15 protein-coding genes are annotated in these 18,479 nt (G+C 61.0%); 6 read left to right on the top strand and 9 right to left on the bottom strand.

What is annotated here, in order from left to right:
* Positions 1 to 38: 38 nt before the first annotated feature.
* The 4 genes from TL5118_RS10990 to argH all read right to left on the bottom strand — a co-directional run bounded on the left by TL5118_RS10990 (position 39) and on the right by argH (position 3,974).
* Complete coding sequence (locus TL5118_RS10990; protein WP_058245053.1) at positions 39 to 1,217, bottom strand: acetyl-CoA C-acetyltransferase; 1,179 nt, start codon at positions 1,215 to 1,217, stop codon at positions 39 to 41.
* Positions 1,218 to 1,371: 154 nt separating this feature from the next.
* Entirely contained in the window at positions 1,372 to 2,223 is an 852-nt protein-coding gene (locus tag TL5118_RS10985) for an EAL domain-containing protein (RefSeq protein WP_058245052.1), read from the bottom strand.
* Positions 2,224 to 2,412: 189 nt separating this feature from the next.
* Complete coding sequence (locus TL5118_RS21380) at positions 2,413 to 2,586, bottom strand: hypothetical protein (RefSeq protein WP_165590043.1); 174 nt, start codon at positions 2,584 to 2,586, stop codon at positions 2,413 to 2,415.
* A complete protein-coding gene (gene argH / locus TL5118_RS10980) occupies positions 2,583 to 3,974 on the bottom strand; it encodes an argininosuccinate lyase (RefSeq protein WP_058245051.1) in 1,392 nt (463 codons plus the stop codon). Before argH ends, TL5118_RS21380 begins: the two co-directional genes overlap by 4 nt.
* 22 nt (positions 3,975 to 3,996) lie before the next feature.
* Here argH and TL5118_RS10975 point away from each other — a divergent pair, with 22 nt between their 5' ends.
* The 3 genes from TL5118_RS10975 (at position 3,997) to TL5118_RS10965 (ending at position 8,608) form a co-directional block, all read left to right on the top strand.
* A complete protein-coding gene (locus TL5118_RS10975) occupies positions 3,997 to 4,560 on the top strand; it encodes a TlpA disulfide reductase family protein (RefSeq protein WP_058245050.1) in 564 nt (187 codons plus the stop codon).
* 121 nt (positions 4,561 to 4,681) lie between these two features.
* Entirely contained in the window at positions 4,682 to 5,947 is a 1,266-nt protein-coding gene (gene lysA, locus TL5118_RS10970) for a diaminopimelate decarboxylase (protein WP_058260786.1), read from the top strand.
* 33 nt (positions 5,948 to 5,980) lie between these two features.
* The gene (locus TL5118_RS10965) at positions 5,981 to 8,608 is read left to right on the top strand and encodes a TIGR02302 family protein (RefSeq protein ID WP_058245048.1); all 2,628 of its coding nucleotides are present in this window, start codon (positions 5,981 to 5,983) and stop codon (positions 8,606 to 8,608) included.
* A 33-nt stretch (positions 8,609 to 8,641) separates the two neighbouring features.
* On the opposite strand, the gene TL5118_RS10960 is transcribed toward TL5118_RS10965, so the two are convergent.
* Together TL5118_RS10960 and TL5118_RS10955 are read right to left on the bottom strand one after the other, a co-directional pair.
* Positions 8,642 to 9,922: a sensor histidine kinase gene (locus TL5118_RS10960; protein WP_058245047.1), complete on the bottom strand. Its 1,281-nt coding sequence runs from the start codon at positions 9,920 to 9,922 to the stop codon at positions 8,642 to 8,644.
* A gap of 194 nt (positions 9,923 to 10,116) precedes the next feature.
* Positions 10,117 to 11,706 (bottom strand): 2-isopropylmalate synthase, encoded by a 1,590-nt coding sequence (locus TL5118_RS10955; protein ID WP_058245046.1) that lies wholly within the window; start codon positions 11,704 to 11,706, stop codon positions 10,117 to 10,119.
* 282 nt (positions 11,707 to 11,988) lie between these two features.
* On the opposite strand from TL5118_RS10955, the gene TL5118_RS10950 reads away from it, so the two are divergent.
* Positions 11,989 to 12,654 (top strand): SDR family NAD(P)-dependent oxidoreductase, encoded by a 666-nt coding sequence (locus TL5118_RS10950; RefSeq protein ID WP_058245045.1) that lies wholly within the window; start codon positions 11,989 to 11,991, stop codon positions 12,652 to 12,654.
* 26 nt (positions 12,655 to 12,680) lie between these two features.
* Here TL5118_RS10950 and TL5118_RS10945 read toward each other — a convergent pair whose 3' ends face one another.
* A complete protein-coding gene (locus TL5118_RS10945) occupies positions 12,681 to 13,058 on the bottom strand; it encodes a winged helix-turn-helix transcriptional regulator (RefSeq protein WP_058245044.1) in 378 nt (125 codons plus the stop codon).
* A gap of 181 nt (positions 13,059 to 13,239) precedes the next feature.
* Here TL5118_RS10945 and TL5118_RS10940 point away from each other — a divergent pair, with 181 nt between their 5' ends.
* Positions 13,240 to 14,004, top strand: a complete 765-nt coding sequence (locus tag TL5118_RS10940; RefSeq protein ID WP_058245043.1) for a nuclear transport factor 2 family protein — start codon at positions 13,240 to 13,242, stop codon at positions 14,002 to 14,004.
* A 66-nt stretch (positions 14,005 to 14,070) separates the two neighbouring features.
* On the opposite strand, the gene TL5118_RS21535 is transcribed toward TL5118_RS10940, so the two are convergent.
* Together TL5118_RS21535 and TL5118_RS10930 are read right to left on the bottom strand one after the other, a co-directional pair.
* Entirely contained in the window at positions 14,071 to 14,562 is a 492-nt protein-coding gene (locus TL5118_RS21535) for a hypothetical protein (protein WP_131727634.1), read from the bottom strand.
* A 496-nt stretch (positions 14,563 to 15,058) separates the two neighbouring features.
* On the bottom strand, positions 15,059 to 16,501 hold the full coding sequence (locus TL5118_RS10930; protein ID WP_082638147.1) for an MORN repeat-containing protein: 1,443 nt from the start codon (positions 16,499 to 16,501) through the stop codon (positions 15,059 to 15,061).
* 154 nt (positions 16,502 to 16,655) lie between these two features.
* Between TL5118_RS10930 and TL5118_RS10925 the strand changes: the two genes are divergently transcribed.
* The gene (locus TL5118_RS10925; RefSeq protein WP_082626418.1) at positions 16,656 to 18,320 is read left to right on the top strand and encodes an NAD+ synthase; all 1,665 of its coding nucleotides are present in this window, start codon (positions 16,656 to 16,658) and stop codon (positions 18,318 to 18,320) included.
* Positions 18,321 to 18,479: the final 159 nt, after the last annotated feature.

Here is an 18,479-nt window from a genome sequence, read left to right as displayed (position 1 = left end):
GCGCCCTTGATATGTCTCTTGCTCTCTCACCGGCGCCCTCAGGGACGTTCCAGGCACATGGCGACGCCCATGCCGCCACCGATGCAGAGTGTGGCCAGACCTTTTTTGGCCTCGCGCCGTTTCATTTCAAACAGCAGCGTATTGAGGATCCGGCAGCCCGAGGCGCCGATCGGGTGGCCGATGGCAATGGCGCCGCCGTTCACGTTCACGATCGACGGGTCCCAGCCCATATCTTTGTTCACGGCGCAGGCCTGGGCGGCGAAGGCTTCGTTGGCTTCCACCAGATCCAGATCGCCGGCGGCCCAGCCGGCCTTGTCCAGCGCTTTGCGCGAGGCGTAGATCGGGCCAACGCCCATGATCGACGGGTCCAGACCTGCGGTGGCGTATGAAGCGATGCGGGCCAGAGGCTCCAACCCGCGTTTTTCTGCCTCATCGGCGCTCATCAGCAAGACTGCGGCGGCGCCGTCGTTCAGGCCCGAGGCGTTGGCCGCGGTCACAGTGCCACCGTCGCGGACAAAGGCAGGGCGCAGCTTCTGCATGTTTTCGATCGTGGCGCCGTGGCGGATGTATTCATCCTTGTCGACCACGATCTCACCCTTGCGGGTCTTGATGGTGAAGGGGATCACCTCATCATCAAATTTCCCTGCGTTCTGAGCGGCTTCGGCCTTGTTTTGCGAGGCAAGCGCAAACTCGTCCTGCATGTCACGGCTGATCTGCCACTGTTCGGCAACATTCTCGGCCGTTTGGCCCATGTGGTAGCCGTTGAAGGCATCCCACAGACCGTCGCGGATCATCGAGTCGATGTATTTCATGTCGCCCATTTTGGTGCCGGCACGCAGATGCGCTACATGGGGGCTGAGGGTCATGTTTTCCTGACCACCTGCAGCCACAATCGCCGCATCGCCCAGCTGCACATGTTGGGCGCCCAAGGCAACGGCACGCAGGCCTGAGCCACAAACTTGGTTGATGCCCCAGGCGGCGCTTTCGATCGGCAGGCCGGCGTTGATATGGGCCTGACGGGCAGGGTTCTGGCCCTGACCGGCGGTCAGAACCTGACCAAGGATGGTTTCCGAAACCTCACCCTTTTCGATACCGGCGCGTTCTACGATCGCTTCCAGTACGGCTGCGCCTAGGTCATGGGCCGGGGTGTTTGCAAATGAGCCGCTGAATGATCCAACAGCGGTCCGCGCTGCCGATACGATGACGACATTGGTCATGTTCTTCCTCCACCAAGATCATGGCGGATCTGCGCAGGGGTAACGCGTCGCCGCGGGCCCAACACTTCCCGCCTTCCCCTTGGTCATAGAACATTCGCCGCAGTGCGGCAAGAGTGCGGAATTGCCGCGTTGCAGCGCATTCAGTGGCGGCGGCTCAGGCGCGTGCTTTTTCGCACTGGTCCTGATGCCAATGCGGGTGCAGGCGCGGATAGCCGAAGTGATAGCCCTGCAGGCAGTGCAGACCAGCGGCTGACAACCATTCGGCATCGGCTGGTTCTTCGATGCCCTCGGCAATCGTCATCATCTCAAACTGTTCTGAAATCATAACCATAGCGCGAACAAGCGTTTGATTATCGGGCTGTGTGCTGATCCGGTGACAGAACTGCCGGTCAATCTTCACCATGTCGAAGCGGAAGTCGCGCAAATAGCGGAACGCGGTGGCGCCCGCGCCGAAATCATCCAAGGCAAAGGCCAGGTCCAGCCGCCGCATCTCAGCCATGAAACTGCGCACCAGTTCGGGCACCGTCATCGCCGAACTTTCGGTGATTTCCAGAATCAGCCGCGCCCCGGCGCTGGGATCCGCCCGCAGCCCCTCATCCAGAACCCGCAGCCATTTGGCGTAACCGATTGACCGCGCAGACATGTTGATCGACAGTCTGAGCCCCGGCACATTGGCCAGCGCCTGCAACCCCAGCCTGAGGGCGGTGCAATCAATTTCCCGCCCGAGGGTGCGATCCTCCACCTGGGGCATGAATTGGGCGGCGGGAATTTCGCGGCCCGTGGCATCCAGTATGCGCACCAGACCTTCGTAAAAGGCGATGTGATCCTGACGCCTGCTTTCGACAATCGGCTGATAGGCCAGCAGCACCTCATCATGACGCAGCGCATCCGCCACCATCTGCAACACGTCCCGGTCACGTTGCTGCACCGCATAGTTCAGCGGGTTGTCCATCCCGGCGGGAATATCAGCACTTGGCGGCAGGCGGGGGGGCGGGGTGCCGTGCATGAGACAGGTCCTCTGGTTCATCGGGGCGCCAGCGGCCCCATAGGCATAGGATGTCCGAACTTCCCTAACAGAGGGTTAAATTGCGCCCATGACGCAGCCCGATGCCAAAAACGAACCGGCCCAACCTTTTGCCAAGGTCGGGCCAGTCAGGGCAGATCGCCCAGTTTCAATAGGACTGTGGTCTAGGCGTCAGAGGCCGATCCCGATGGAGATCGGGCCCTTGCGGACACCCACCCCGGCAGAGGTGGTGATTCCATTGGTGCCGATGTTGACCGAGGCCCCCGCCGTGGGTTTCACCGGTTCGCCATCGATGCCACAGGCCGCAAGGCTCAGTAGGCCAAGGGTAAGCAACAGAGGTTTCATTCCAGTTCTTTCTTCCAGCGTTTGATTTGTACCAGCACCTGTGCCGGTGCTGTGCCTCCATATGACATGCGCGAAGCGACCGAATTATCAACCCCCAAGACGCCGAAGACCTCTTCGGTGATCTGGTCGTTGACCGATTTCATGTCCTCCAGCGTCAGATCCGGCAGGTCACAGCCCTTTTCCTCGGCCAGGGCCACCAGCGATCCGGTGACGTGGTGGGCGTCGCGGAACGGCATGTTCAGCGCGCGTACACACCAGTCGGCCAGATCGGTTGCGGTTGAGAAGCCGGAACCAGCCGCCGCCGCAAGCGAGTCTTTGTTGCCGGTCATATCGCTGACCATGCCGGTCATCGCCGCCAGCGACAGCAGGAAGTTGTCGGCGGCGTCAAACACCTGTTCCTTATCTTCCTGCATGTCCTTGGAATAGGTCAGCGGCAGGCCCTTCATCACGGTCATCAGCGCAACATTGGCGCCAAAGATCCGGCCCAGCTTAGCGCGCAGCAGTTCAGCCGCGTCAGGGTTACGTTTCTGCGGCATGATGGATGAGCCGGTGGACCACTTGTCGGACATGGTGACAAAACGGAACTGCGCCGAGGACCAGATCACCAGCTCTTCGGCAAAGCGGCTTAGGTGCATCGCGCAGATTGAAGCGTTCGACAGAAACTCCAGTGCGAAATCACGATCCGCCACCGCATCCAGCGAGTTTGCCGCCGGGCGGTCAAATCCCAACGCCGCCGCCGTCATGTGGCGATCAATCGGGAAAGAGGTGCCGGCCAGCGCGGCCGCACCCAGGGGCGATTCGTTCATCCGGGCACGGGCATCTTTGAAACGGCTCAGGTCACGGCCCAGCATTTCCACATAGGCCATCATATGGTGGCCCCAGGTTACAGGCTGTGCAGTCTGCAGGTGGGTGAAACCGGGCATCACCCAGTTGTAGCCAACCTCTGCCTGACCGATCAGCGCTTTCATCAGCGCCTCAATCCCTTCGATCGACGCATCAATCTGATCGCGCACCCAGAGTTTGAAGTCGGTGGCCACCTGATCGTTGCGCGACCGTGCGGTGTGCAGACGGCCTGCAGGCTCACCGACGATTTCCTTCAAACGTGCCTCAACATTCATGTGGATGTCTTCCAGCGCGGTGGAAAACTGGAAGGTGCCGCTTTCAATCTCTGACAAGACCGTGAGCAGACCTTCCCGAATGACCTCAGCATCGCTATCAGTAATGATGCCTGTGGCGGCCAGCATGGCGGCATGGGCCCTGGAACCTTCGATGTCCTGTTTGGCCATGCGCTGGTCGTACCCGATCGAGGCATTGATCGCCTCCATGATCGCGTCCGGTCCGGCAGCGAAACGGCCGCCCCACATCTGGTTCGAGGATTTGTCACTCATGGTCTGCCCCTTGGGAGGAAAAATGCGAAAGTTTGTTGCCACAACCCTTTATACGGCCTTGATGCTTGGTGCAAATGGCGCTGCCGCCGCCGATATGGAGGCGTTGCGTGAGATGCGCGAAGGCGACATGAAGAAGCTGATCCTGCATGATGCGGCGAAGGATCTGAAATCAGATGCCTTTGAAACCGTGGAGGGCGCGCCCATCGCACTGGCCGATTACCGCGGCAAATATGTGTTGGTGAACTTCTGGGCCACATGGTGTGCCCCCTGCCGGGCTGAGATGCCGGCGCTGGATGCACTGAATGCTGAATTTGGCGGCGACGCCTTTGAGGTGGTGACCATCGCCACCGGCCGCAATCCGGTGCCATCGATGAAGAAATTCTTTGCCGATGCCGGGATCGAAACCCTGCCGCTGCACCGCGACCCCAAGCAGAAGCTGGCCCGCAACATGGCGGTGATCGGCCTGCCGCTTTCGGTTCTGATTGACCCTGAGGGGCGCGAGATTGGCCGCCTGATCGGTGATGCGGAATGGCATGACGACAATGCGCGCCTGCTGATCTCGACCCTGATTGGTGCCGAAGGCTGATTCAGGCTGTGGGGCGTCCCCCGTTGCCGGGGGACGCCGCCATTGTGTTGATACGATTGCCACGTTGATCCGATAGCGCGATCTGCTATGACCTCTGCGATCAAGACGGAAGGGCAGATAGATGGATCATTTCCTGTATCGTGATGGTGTTTTGCACGCCGAGGATGTGCCGGTGGCTGAGATTGCCGCCAAGGTCGGCACGCCGTTCTACTGCTATTCCACCGCCACGCTGCTGCGCCACTTCCGCCTGTTTGATGAGGCGCTGGCGGGCATGGACCATCTGGTCTGCTACGCGATGAAAGCGGCCTCCAACCAGGCGATCCTGAAAACCCTCGCGCAGGCTGGTGCCGGTATGGATGTGGTTTCGGGTGGCGAATACGCCCGCGCCATTGCCGCTGGCGTGCCGGGGGACAAAATCGTCTTCTCCGGCGTTGGCAAAACCCATGAGGAGATCCGCGCCGCTCTCAGCACCGGGATCCGCCAGTTCAATGTCGAATCCGAGCCCGAGATGGAGGTCATCAATGAGGTGGCGCTGTCACTGGGCAAGGTGGCACCGATCACCGTACGGGTGAACCCGGATGTGGATGCGAAAACCCACGCGAAGATCGCCACAGGCAAATCCGAAAACAAATTCGGCATCCCAATCGCCCGCGCGCGTGAGGTCTATGCCCGCGCGGCTGCCCTGCCGGGCCTGAAGGTTGTTGGCATCGACGTGCACATCGGCAGTCAGCTGACCGATCTGGACCCCTTCCGCCTGGCCTATCGCAAGGTTGCCGACCTGACCGAGACGCTGCGCAGTGACGGCCATGACATTCACCGTCTGGATCTGGGCGGCGGATTGGGCATTCCTTACACTCGCTCAAACGAAGCGCCGCCGCTGCCGGTTGAATATGGCGCGATGATCAAAGAAGAGCTGGGCCATCTGGGCTGTGAGATTGAGATTGAACCGGGTCGCCTGATTGCGGGCAACGCCGGGATCATGGTCTCCAAGGTGATCTATGTGAAATCCGGGGAAGGGCGCGACTTCCTTATTCTGGATGGTGCGATGAACGATTTGCTGCGCCCGGCGATGTATGAGGCCCATCATGACATCGTCTCGGTCAAGGAACCGGCGCCCGGCATCGAACAACAGCCCTATGACATCGTCGGCCCGGTCTGCGAAACCGGTGACACCTTCGCCAAGGAACGCATGATGGCGCCGCTGGCCCCCGGTGATCTGGTCGCCTTCCGTTCAGCAGGGGCCTACGGCGCGGTGATGGCCAGCGAATACAACACCCGGCCCCTGATCCCCGAGGTTTTGGTGCACGAAGATCAATTTGCCGTCATTCGTGAACGACCAACGTTTGACGAGATGCTGAAACGCGATACCATCCCAGAGTGGCTCTGACGCGATCCCCGCGCAGCGCCGCGGGGAAAGGTTATGTCAGACACGCAGGAAACCCGGAACCACACTGAAACACCCAAGCCCGCGCCGCCCAAGGCGCGGCTGCCGCTGTGGTCGATTCGGCTGACCTGGCTGGGGATGCTGTCAGAAAATCTGGCGCGGGCCTTCTGGCCGCTGTGGACGGCGGTGATTCTTGGCTTGGCGGCGCTGCTGCTTGGCGCGCAGGACTGGTTGTCGCCCTCATTGATCCTTGGAACCTACGCCGTCTTTGGTGCGCTGATCCTCTTTGGCCTGTTGCGCGGGTTATGGATGTTCCGCCTGCCCGCTGCAGGCGCGGCCTTGGCGCGGGTGGACGAAACCCTCAAGGGGCGCCCGATTCAGGCGGTGTTGGATCAGCAGGCCATTGGCGCCAGCGATCCCGCCTCACAGGCGCTTTGGGCGGCGCATCAGAAACGGATGGCGGACCGGATGGCCGATGCCCGGCCGGTGGCACCTGCTCCCGGCCTTGCCCGGCGCGATCCTTACGCGCTGCGCTACCATGCGATGCTGTTGCTCGGCATCGGTCTGATTTTCGGCAGCCTTGCCCGCGTCTCTGAGGTGGATCCGCTGAGCGGTGCCGCGCAGGCACTGACCGCAGGCCCCTCGTGGGAGGGCTGGATTGAGGCACCGGGCTACACTGGCCTGCCCACCCGCTACTTGGCCGATCAGAAAGAGGACCTGCTGGAGGTTGCCGAAGGCAGCCGGTTGATCCTACGCCTCTACGGTGAGGTCGGTGCCCTGAAGGTGGCCGAAACCATCAGCACCCCCAGCCCGGAGGCCCAAGACCCCGCCGCCCCCGAACAAACCTTTGCCATCACCCAAAACGGCGCCCTGACCATCGAGGGTGAGGGCGGCCGCAGTTGGGTTGTGGTGATCCAGCCTGATATGGCCCCGCGCATTGCAGTGACTGCGATGCCCGAAACCTCTTACGAAGGGCAAATGAGCCTGGGTTACGAGGCCGTGGATGACTACGGCATCCAGATGGGGGAGGCTGAGGTCACGCTGGATCTGGCCGCCGTGGATCGCCGCTATGGTCTGGCACTGCCACCTGAACCACGCGACGCACTGATGAGCGACCTGCCGCTGCCCATTGCCGGCGCCCGTGATGACTATGAAGAAACCTGGATTGAGGATTTTTCGAAACATCCCTGGGCACATCTGCCGGTCAGCATATCCCTGCGGGTTCAGGATGCTGCCGGGCAAGAAGGCATTGCCGATGTCTTGCAGATCCCGCTGCCGGCGCGCCGCTTCTTTGATCCGCTGGCCGCCGCCGTAATCGAACAGCGTCGGGACCTTCTGTGGAACCGGGAAAATGCCCCCCGCGTGGCGATGATCATGCGGGCGATCAGCTGGCAGCCTGAGGATCGCCTGTTCCGTGATGAGGGCACCTACCTGCAATTCCGCACCATCCTGCGCCGCCTTGAGGCCGCGCTGCCGAAAGGGCTGACGGATGACACCCGCGATGACCTGGCTGAGGCGCTGTGGAACCTTGCCGTGCAGCTGGAAGACGGCGACATCGATGATGCGCTGGAACGCATGCAATCGGCGCAGGAACGCCTGTCCGAGGCGATGCGCAACGGCGCCAGCGACGAGGAGATCGCCCAGCTGATGCAGGAATTGCGCGACGCCACGCAGGATTATCTGCGGCAACTGTCGCGTCAGGCGCAGCAAGAGCAGCAGGACATGGATGAGTTTGAGCGCGCGGAAAATGAAAACAGCATGCAGATGGATATGAACGATCTGCAGGCGATGATGGACCGCATTCAGGAGTTGATGGAGCAGGGCCGCATGGCCGAGGCGCAGCAGGCGCTGGAAGAGCTGCAACAGCTGATGGAAAACATGCAGGTCACCCAAGGTCAGGGCCAGAACTCGCCCGGGCAGCAGGCGATGGAGGATCTGGCAGAAACCCTGCGCGATCAGCAGGGGCTTTCGGATCAGGCTTTCCGCGACCTGCAGGAGCAGTTCAACCCCAACGCCAATCAGGGCCAGTCGCAACAAAACGAAGGCCGCAACGGCGGTCAGGGGCGCGGTCAGAGCCATGAGGGTCAGAACGGTCAGGGCCAGGACGGGGATGGCCCCGGTGGTCAGCCGGGCGAAAGCGGTGAAGAGGGCCAAGGTGGCCAACCCGACCAGGGCAGCCTTGCCGAACGGCAAGAGGCCCTGCGCCAGGAATTGAACCGCCAGCTGGGCAATCTGCCCGGGCAGGGCAGTGAGGCCGGCAATGCCGCCCGCGATGCCCTGCGGCAGGCTGAACGCGCGATGGAAGGCGCCGAACAGTCGCTGCGGGAAAACGATCTGGCGGGCGCTATTGATCAACAGGCCGAAGCGATGGATCAGCTGCGTGAAGGCATGCGCAATCTTGGTGAAGCACTGGCCGAACAGCAGCGCCAGCAGCAACCCGGTCAGGGACAGGCCGAAGGCAACACCGCCGGGGCGCAACGTGATCCTCTGGGCCGCAACCCCGGGGCCGGTGGGGCGCTTAACGGCGATGAAAACATGTTGCAGGGCGAAGATGTCTATCGCCGCGCCCGTGAATTGCTGGATGAGATCCGCCGCCGCTCAGGCGAAGGGGAACGGCCGCAGGAAGAGCTGGATTATCTGAAACGTCTGCTCGACCGGTTCTGATCGTCCTAACGGCACCGTCAGCGCCGGAATAGGTCAGGCTGCGGGCACCTCGATCCAGACATGGGTGCCATCTGACGGCTCCCGTTCCAGCCCGATTTCGCCGTGCATCGCGTGCACATAGGACCGCGCAATGGTCAGCCCCACACCGCCACCGGATTTGGTGCCATAGGTCTGTTCCAGCCGCTCATAGGGCTTGAAGGCCGCGCGGTGGTTCTGTTTGGGAATGCCCGGACCGGTGTCACTAACCATCAGCCGCACAGCGCCGCTTTTGCCATCACGGATCTGCAACCGGACGGAGCCCTGACAGGGCGTATAGGTCAGCGCATTGTCAAAGATCTGCGCGATCACCTCAGTGAACATGGCTGGATCGACGATCACCTTGTGATGGTTGGATTTGCTGATCTCGACGCTGATCTCTTTGCGATCGATCTTGTCGCGGAACCGCTCAATCACCGGATCAATCAGGCTTAGCGGATCCGCCGGGCTGAGATCGGGATCAACATTGCCGGCTGTGATGCGCGCATAAGCCATGCTTTTTTCCGTCAGCGACAGCAGGTCAGTGCCGGAATCCGCCACGATCTTGGCCAGGCGTTTGATATCTGGCGTGGCCTTGGGGTGATGCTCCAACAGATCTGCGGCCCCGAGCACAGCGCTCAGAGGCGTGCGCATTTCGTGGCTCATCGAGCGCAGAAAGGCGGTCTTGGCGCGGTTGGCGCGTTCCTCGGCCCGCAGTGCGCGGCGCAGGGCGCGGGAGTAGTTCTGCGTCACCCGGTCGTAGTAGAAGAACTCCATCATCACAAAGGCAAAAACCATGATGGAATGGCTGTAGCCAAACAGCGCGGTGATTTGCGGATCCAGCTCAAAATAGGCGCCATTGCCGTAGTTGGTGACCATCAGCATGATCCACAGCACCATCGGCAGAGCGCAGAAATAGGCCATCATCGGCCGGCTTTCACGCCAGGACATCACGATGAACGGCAGCCCGATAAAGGCCAGCAGGAACATCGACATGTTGCTGTTTTGTGGCAGGAAGAAGCTGGAGAGGAAGATCGCCAGATTGACCGACGTCAGCATCACGAACCGCGCAAGCGTGTGCCGCCCGATATGATGCAGCCAGGCCGCAGCCCCCAAAGCCCCCACCGCGCCAGAGGCGATCAGGGCAGTGTTGTAGCTGGCAAAGATGAGGTTGGATAAGACCGAATAGAGCGACAGCAGCGCCAGGATCAGCAAGACCGAATAGGATGTACGCACCTGTCGGCGGAACCGCCGGGGGGCGGGGAAGAGCGGGCTTTTGCCGATATCTAGGTACTTCATCAACGTTCGGTTTCTCGCAAACAGGTTGGCCTGGGGGACGATTCCGAGAGGGAAAAGCTGGCCTGACTACTGGAACCGAACCTGTTTAACATAAAAATGTCGACATTTGGGCGGGTACACACAAATGAAACACAGGAGAGCCCCGGCGGGTAGGTCCGGGGCTCTCTTAAGGAGTATAACGCTAAGGCAGCGGTTTAGTGCATGTCCTTGTAGTTGATTTCCTTGTTGTCGCCGCCGGGTGCAACTTTTTCGCGGCGCACGATCAGCCGGTTCAACGCACTGATGTAGGCTTTGACGCTGGCCACCACGGTGTCGGTATCCGCTGACGAGCCGGTTGCGATGCGGCCATCTTCTTCAACGCGGACCGAAACGGTGGCCTGCGCATCGGTGCCTTCGGTCACCGCGTGCACCTGATAAAGCTGCAGGCGTGCGTTGTGAGGGTAAAGCATCTTCACCGCGTTGAACGCCGCATCCACGGGGCCGTCGCCGGTCGCATCGATGCTTTTCTCTTCGCCATCAACGGTCAGGGTCAGCTCAGCCTCCTGTGGGCCGTCGGTGCCGCAGATCACCCGCAGGCGCTTCAACTGGATGGTATCGGCGTCGGCCTGACCGGCCTCCACCTGCACCAGCGCGATGATATCGTCGTCAAAGACCTCTTTCTTGCGGTCCGCCAGCTCCTTGAAGCGCACAAAAAGATCGTTCAGCTGATTGTCGGCCAGTTCAAAGCCCAACTCGGTCATCTTCGAACGCAGCGCCGCACGGCCCGAATGTTTGCCAAGCGGCAGCGAGGTGCCGGCGATGCCCACATCTTCGGGACGCATGATCTCAAAGGTTTCGGCGTTCTTCAGCATACCATCCTGGTGGATGCCGCTTTCATGGGCAAAGGCGTTCTTGCCCACAATCGCCTTGTTGAACTGCACGTTAAAGCCCGACACGGCCGCCACACGGCGCGAGATGCCCATGATCTTGGTGGTGTCGATGCCGGTGGCATAGGGCATGGTGTCATTTCGGACCTTCAGGGCCATCACAACCTCTTCCAGCGCGGTGTTGCCAGCGCGTTCGCCCAGGCCGTTGATGGTACATTCGATCTGACGCGCCCCCGCCTCAACCGCCGCCAGCGAGTTAGCGGTCGCCATGCCAAGGTCATTGTGACAATGGGTGGCAAAGATCACCTCATCCGCCCCCGGCACATTGGCGCGGATCTTGGCGATCAAGTCAGCGCTTTCGCGCGGGATGGTGTAGCCCACGGTGTCCGGGATGTTGATGGTGGTGGCCCCGGCTTTGATCGCGATCTCGATCACGCGGAACAGGTAGTCATGTTCGGTGCGCAGCGCATCCATCGGCGACCATTGCACGTTGTCACAGAGGTTGCGGGCGTGGGTCACGGTTTCATGGATCTTCTCGGCCATCTCATCCTTGGTGAGGTTGGGAATGGCGCGGTGCAGCGGTGAGGTGCCGATAAAGGTGTGAATGCGCGGCTGGGCGGCGTGTTTCACCGCCTCAAAGCAGCGGTCGATATCTTTGAAGTTGGCGCGCGACAGGCCACAGATGACCGAATTCTTCGAGCGCTGGGCGATCTCTTTCACCGCGTTGAAGTCACCTTCCGAGGCGATCGGGAAACCAGCCTCAATGATGTCCACGCCCATATCGTCCAGCATCTCGGCAATTTCGAGCTTTTCGTCATGGGTCATGGTGGCGCCGGGGCTCTGTTCGCCATCACGGAGCGTGGTGTCAAAGATCAATACGTGATCTTGCGCGGGGGATGTGGTCGCGGAATCGGTCATGTCAGGTCTCTTATGTAATTACGTGCGTAAGCCGGTGGTTTGGTTTTGCGGGTTTGGGCGCGAAACAGGCACATCCTCTGAGCGGTCGCGCCAAAACGGCACGCTCAGAGGCGGCTTAGCAGTAGGATGAGGGCAGCCGAAACGCCCGCGCAGCCAGCGCGGTGGTCGGTCGAAATGATATGGCCCTTCATCGTCATGGGGCGAAGTTATAACCGGCTTATTTGAAATGAAAAGTCAGAATCTCACCTTGGCGCGCAAGAAACGACCGCTAGGTCACCGCTTATGGAACACGCATTGGTAATCGGCGCGTCGGGCGGTATCGGCGCAGCAATGGTGGCAGAGTTGCAGGCAAGGGGCGTGTCCGTCACGGCCCTGTCACGCTCTGTCGATGGGTTGGATGTGACGGATGAGGCGTCCGTCAGCGCCCATCTTGGCGCCTTACAGGGGCCGTATGATCTGATTTTTGTGGCCACAGGCGCACTGCACGGGGCCGGGCAACCACCGGAAAAGACCATCAAGGCGCTGGACCCGGCAGCGATGGCGGATCAGTTCGCGATCAACTGTCTGGGGCCTGCGATGGTCCTGAAACATGCGCTGCCGCTGTTGCCGCGTCAGGGCAGGGCGGTTTTCGCCGCGCTGTCGGCCCGCGTTGGCTCCATCGGCGACAACCGCCTTGGTGGCTGGATCAGCTACCGCAGTGCCAAGGCGGCGCTCAATCAGGTGATCCACACCGCCGCGATCGAACTGGCCCGCAGCCACAAGGGCGTCATCTGCGCCGCCCTGCATCCGGGCACTGTGGCCACAACGTTCACTGAAAACTACGCCGCCCGCCACGCCACGGTGCATCCGGCCCAATCGGCGGCCAACCTGGTGCAGGTGATGGAGGCATTGCGCCCCGAAGACAGCGGTGGGTTCTTCGATTGGCAGGGCACACGGGTAGAATGGTGAGCCACCGTTAGGCTTGTCGCCAGCACCTATTTGGCGTTGGCCCGGTCATACTCCATCCGGGTTTGCCGCACCGGATCCATCTGATCATGTGACCAGAACACCAGCGGTTTCAGCAGCTCCAGCAGGCTGCGCCCGCGTGGCGTCAGCTCATAAGACACGGCCACCGGCGGGCCGGGATCGACCGTGCGCGTCAGATAGCCATCGCGCTGTAACCCGCGCAGGTTCTCTGTCAGCACGCTTTGGGTCACATCCCCGATGCAGCGCTTCAGATCGCCGAAGCGTTTCGGCTCATCCTCCAGCGCCAGAATGACGATCATCCGCCACTTTCCGGTCACATTGGACAGCACGGATCGGATGCAGCAGTTCGAAGCCTCGGCCTTATTGGCAACGCCAATGGGTAGCATGATCGTTCCTAGTAGTGATTCACAACTTGTCTCCACAGTAACGAAGCCCCCGCACCTCAACAAGTCCTGCATACACAAGCAGGTAGGGTTCAACATACCAGGTCACTTTAAGGTACGTAATTGCGATGTGGTATGAATTTGATACCACGTAGTCACAACCTACGAATCAGAGGACCACACCATGGCCATCAAAGAACTTGTCATCGCCCTTTTCACCGCCGCCTTCGTCGATCACGATCCCGAAGCCGCCCGTCAGCTGGTGACGCCCGACTACATTCAGCACAATCCGCAGGTGCCGACCGGGGCTGATGGGCTGGCCGGGTTGATCCCGCTGGTGGCGCAGTCCGGCATGACGGTGACAACGCACCGCGTCCTGTCCGAAGGGGACATGGTTGTGCTGCACAGCACCTTTGAAAACGCCGATGCGTTCGGCGCCCCGGCCCTCGCCGCCTTCGACATTTTCCGGGTGGAGGATGGCAAGGTTGCCGAACATTGGGACAACCTGCAGCCGGTGCCAGAAACCACCGTGTCTGGTCGCGGCATGACCGATGGCGCCACCGAGATCACCGATCTGGACAAAACCGAAGCGAACAAGGCGCTGGTCTTGGGCTTTGTGCGCGACGTGTTGGGCGGCGCCGCCCCGGAGAAAGCGCCGATCTATTCTGAGGTCTATATGCAGCACAATCCCAACCTGGCCGACGGGATCGACGGGCTGATTGCCGGCACCAAAGCCTGGGCCGATCAGGGATTTGTCATCACCAAATTTGAGCCGCAGATCGTCGTGGCCGAGGGCAACTTCGTCTTCGTCGCATCCGACGCCGTGGTCAGCGGCCAGCCCTGGGCCTTCTTTGACCTCTGGCGTGTCGAAGACGGCAAGATCGTCGAACACTGGGACGTCGTCGCCCCCACCCCCGCCGAAATGGTTCATGAAAACGGGAAGTTCTGAGCGTAGAGCCCGGAAATCCGTGTGCAACACTCATGAGGGGCGGCACGCGCCGCCCTTCGTTTTTTTTCAGGTCTGCGCTTCCTCGGCCAGTTTGCGCTCAAGGAATTCCATACGGCCTTGCATGGCTGGGGATAGATCGTTGCTGAGGCGGGCCATCAATTCGGGGATGCGTGGGATCACCTCTGGGTTTTGCCTATGGGCGATCAGCCCATCCGCCGCATTCAGCCGCACCCCGCGCGCCTTGTCCGAGGTGGCTGTTTCAAGCACCAGCAGCATAGGCACATCAACGGAGAGAGGTCGGGTCTTGTAAACTCTTTCCAGTCGCCGCTTGCCCAGCGATTTGTCTACCCAAACCATCTGGGTCCCACCTGTGGGCCAACGCATTTCACCGGTCAGTAGGCAGGTCAGGGCCATGCCGCGTATATGCGGCAGTGCGGCCTGCGCTGCGATTTCCTGCAGATGTGCGTCCAGCAGCACATTGCGGTTCAGGAGGGCAAAGACCAAACCCAGTTTTCCTTCCCCGCTGTGCAGTAAATCGACCAGCAAAACGTCCAACACGTCCCGCCGCAGCAACAGGTCAAACGCCACATCGCGCGTGGTTGGGTGGGGGCCCTTTGCCCACCTTTTCCAGTTTCCCATTTGCGGCAGTAGGGTTTTCAGGATTGGAGCCCAAACTTCGGCGCTTGTCGTCTCCACGCAACGTAGCAGCGCAGAAATTGCGGCGGTCCGGACCTGCGGCACCCAATCGTTGAGTCGCAGGAACACCGCACGGATCGTTTCGGGATCGTTAATCGGGCCGTTAAGTCGAACTAGAGCTGCCTCGCGCACGTAGCCGCTGTGATGGGTGAGCCTTGCCAAAAGTGGCGCGTCGCCGGTTGTAGGCGTTGAACGAAGGTGGGGCTGCCGGGCAAAGATCTTGGTAAATAAACGAAACACAGGTTGGATTCCAAAAGGCCAGGCTCAGGAAGCGATCCAATCGGCCGCAGATTATCGCGAAAGGTAATTGAGAAAGCCCCGGCAGGACCGGGGCTTTTCTATGTCTTGATCAGACGCTTTAGTTGCCCGAAGGCGCCGCGTCGTTGTTCAGGGCGCCGTTTTCCCAGGTGCCGCTGGCCTCTTGTCCGGTGGCGTAGCGCATGGTGCCCTGGCCTGAGCGTTTACCGTTCTCAAAGGCGCCCTCATAGCTGTCGCCATTGGGGTAGGTGGCAATCCCGTTGCCTGAGATTTCGCCGGCTTTCCACTGACCATTGTAGCGGAAGCCATCCGGCATGGTCAGCTCCCCCACACCTTCGCGCTGACCGGCAACAAAGTCGCCATTGTAAAGCGTGCCGTCCGCATAGGTGGCCTGCCCCTTGCCGTGGCGCTGCCCTTCCAGCCAATCGCCTTCGTAACGGTAGCCATCGGGGTAGGTCATGATGCCAAATCCGTGGTTCTGCGCGTTGATGAAACTGCCCTCATAGGTCAGCCCGTTGGGGTAGGTTGCCTTGCCCTGACCGTCGATCACACCGGCCTTCCAGTCGCCCTCATAAGTGGCGCCATCGGGGTAGGTGATCTTGCCAATGCCATCGGCCAGCCCGGCGCGGAACTGCCCGGCATAGGTTGAGCCATCGGGGTAGGTCACGGTGCCGTCGCCCTCGATCTGACCGGCGACCCAGGCGCCGACATAGCGATAGCCATCCGCCCCGTTAAAGGTGCCCTGACCGTCGCGCTTGTCCTCCTGGAACATGCCCTCATAGGTGTCGCCATTGGCGTAGGTGACTTTGCCCTGACCTTCCCGGCGACCGCCCACCAGCATGCCCTCATAGACATCGCCATTGGGCTGGGTCAGCTTGCCCTTGCCGTTGATCTGGCCGTCTTTCCACAGACCGGTGTAGACCAGCCCGTCCGGCATGGTCAGCGTGCCCTGACCTTCGCGCGCACCACGGGCGACAGCGCCTTCGTAAATCGCGCCATCGGGATAGGTGATCTTGCCAAAGCCCTCTTTGACGCCGCTCACCCAGTCGCCGTTGTACACATAGCCGCCCGGGCTCTGCATCCGGCCGCGGCCATGGTGCATCGCATCCTGAAAGCCGCCCTCATAGCGCACGCCGTTGGCATAGGTCGCCACACCCTGGCCTGAGATTTTGCCTTCGACCCAGTCGCCCTCATAGGTACCCCCATCGGTGAAGACGATCTTGCCCAACCCGTGCGGTTTGCCCTTTTCAAAGGCGCCCTCATAGACCGATCCATTGGGGAAGCGGGCCACACCCAGACCTTTGATCTCACCCTCAACCCACGCGCCGGTGTATTCATAGCCATTTGGCAACCGGTAGGTGCCGGTGCCATGCTGCAAACCACCCTTGAAGGTGCCCTCATAGACACCGCCGTCATCAAATTGCTTGGTGAGGACATCACTGTCCTGTGCCTGGCCTGCACCAGCTACAGCTGTCACCGCCAGTCCGGCCGCCAGTGCCACCCGCGCGACTGCTGCCGCCTGTTTATCGTGCTTTTTCGCCATGTTAATCCCTAAGCCCCAGGTCCCCGTTCCCTCTGAAACATGCAAAAACCTAGGCGAGGAATGCCGATCAGGCAACGGCTTTCCTGCAAATCGGCTTTCCCTTGCCGGGTGATCTGTTACATCACAGGGGTGACGCCAAAGAGGAGCGCAGCAATTGGCCGATACATTTCGACTGACACTGGCCCAGCTGAACCCGGTGATGGGGGATCTGGAGGGCAACGCCGTCAAGGTAAAAGAGGCTTGGGCTGAGGCCAAAGCCGCAGGCAGCCAATTGCTGGCCCTGCCGGAAATGTTCCTGCTGGGCTATAACGCGCAGGATCTGGTGATGAAGCCCGCGCTGCAGGCCCGCGCCTATGAGCTGATGGGGCTGCTGGCGGCCGATTGCGCAGACGGCCCCGCCATCGCAATCGGCGGCCCACTGGCTGAGGGCGGCCAGCTGTTCAACGCCTATTACATCCTGTCAGGCGGCAAGATCGCCCATATCCGGCGCAAACATCACCTGCCCAATTACACCGTCTTTGACGAAGAGCGCCTGTTTGATCACGGCCCGCTGGAAGGGCCCTATGACATCGACGGGGTGCGCATTGGCTCGCCGATCTGCGAAGATGCTTGGTTTGAAGATGTGGCCGAAACGCTGGAGGAAACCGGCGCCGAGTTCCTGCTGGTGCCCAATGGATCACCTTACTATCGCGGCAAGTTCGAACGCCGGATGAACCATATGGTGGCCCGCGTGGTCGAAACCGGCCTGCCGCTGATCTATCTCAACATGGTGGGCGGTCAGGACGATCAGGTCTTTGATGGCGGTTCGTTCATCCTGAACCCGGGCGGCGCGCTGGCGCTGCAACTGCCGCTGTTTGATGAGGCGCTGGCCCATGTCACGCTGAAGCGCACAGAGGGTGGCTGGATGGCCGAAGATGGCCCAAAGGCCAGCCTGCCCGATGAGATGGAACAGGATTATCGCTGCATGGTGCAGTCGCTGCGCGACTATTGTGGCAAATCTGGTTTCCAGAAGGTGCTGCTGGGGCTCTCCGGCGGGATCGACAGTGCCATTGTTGCCACCATCGCCGCTGACGCGCTGGGCGCTGAAAACGTGCGCTGCGTGATGTTGCCGTCGGAATATACCTCGCAAGGCTCGCTCGATGATGCTGAGGCGTTGGCGAAAAACCTTGGCTGCCATTACGACTACGTGCCGATCTCCGAAAGCCGTCAGGCGGTCACCAACACGCTGGCGCCGCTTTTTGCCGGCCGGGATGAGGACCTGACCGAGGAAAACATCCAATCCCGCCTGCGCGGCCTGCTGCTGATGGCGCTGTCCAACAAGTTTGGCGAAATGCTGCTGACCACCGGCAACAAATCCGAGGTCGCGGTCGGCTATGCCACCATCTACGGCGACATGAACGGCGGCTACAATCCGATCAAGGATATGTACAAAACCCGCGTCTTTGACGTCTGCCGCTGGCGCAATGCCAATCATCGCAACTGGATGGAAGGGCCAGAGGGCACGGTGATCCCGGTGTCGATCATCGACAAACCCCCAAGCGCCGAGCTGCGCCCCGACCAAAAAGACGAAGACAGCCTGCCGCCTTATGAGATCCTCGATGGGATCCTGACCATGCTGGTCGATGAGGAAGCTTCGGTCGCCGATTGCATGGCCGCGGGCTATGAACGTGACACGGTAAAACGGGTGGAGCATCTGCTGTTGATCAGCGAATACAAACGTTTCCAATCCGCGCCGGGCACCCGGCTGTCGCGCAAAGCCTTCTGGCTGGACCGCCGCTACCCGATCGTCAACCGCTGGCGCGACCCCAGCGGCGCCTGATTTATCCCGTATTCAAATTGTGCGCCCCTGATCGGGGCGCGCTGGATGTCTCGGGCCCTGCGGCCCTCGGGGTGCCTCCGGCGGGAGTTTTCGGGGCAGGTGAAAAGCGCTTTTCATCTTGCCAAAAATACTCACTGCGCTCCCCCATCCTGCAGCAGG

Source organism: Thalassovita autumnalis, from assembly GCF_001458255.1.
GTDB classification, from domain to species: domain Bacteria; phylum Pseudomonadota; class Alphaproteobacteria; order Rhodobacterales; family Rhodobacteraceae; genus Thalassobius; species Thalassobius autumnalis.
The sequence above is the reverse complement of the archived record's forward strand: the minus strand, read 5'-3'. Positions and strand labels throughout refer to the sequence as shown.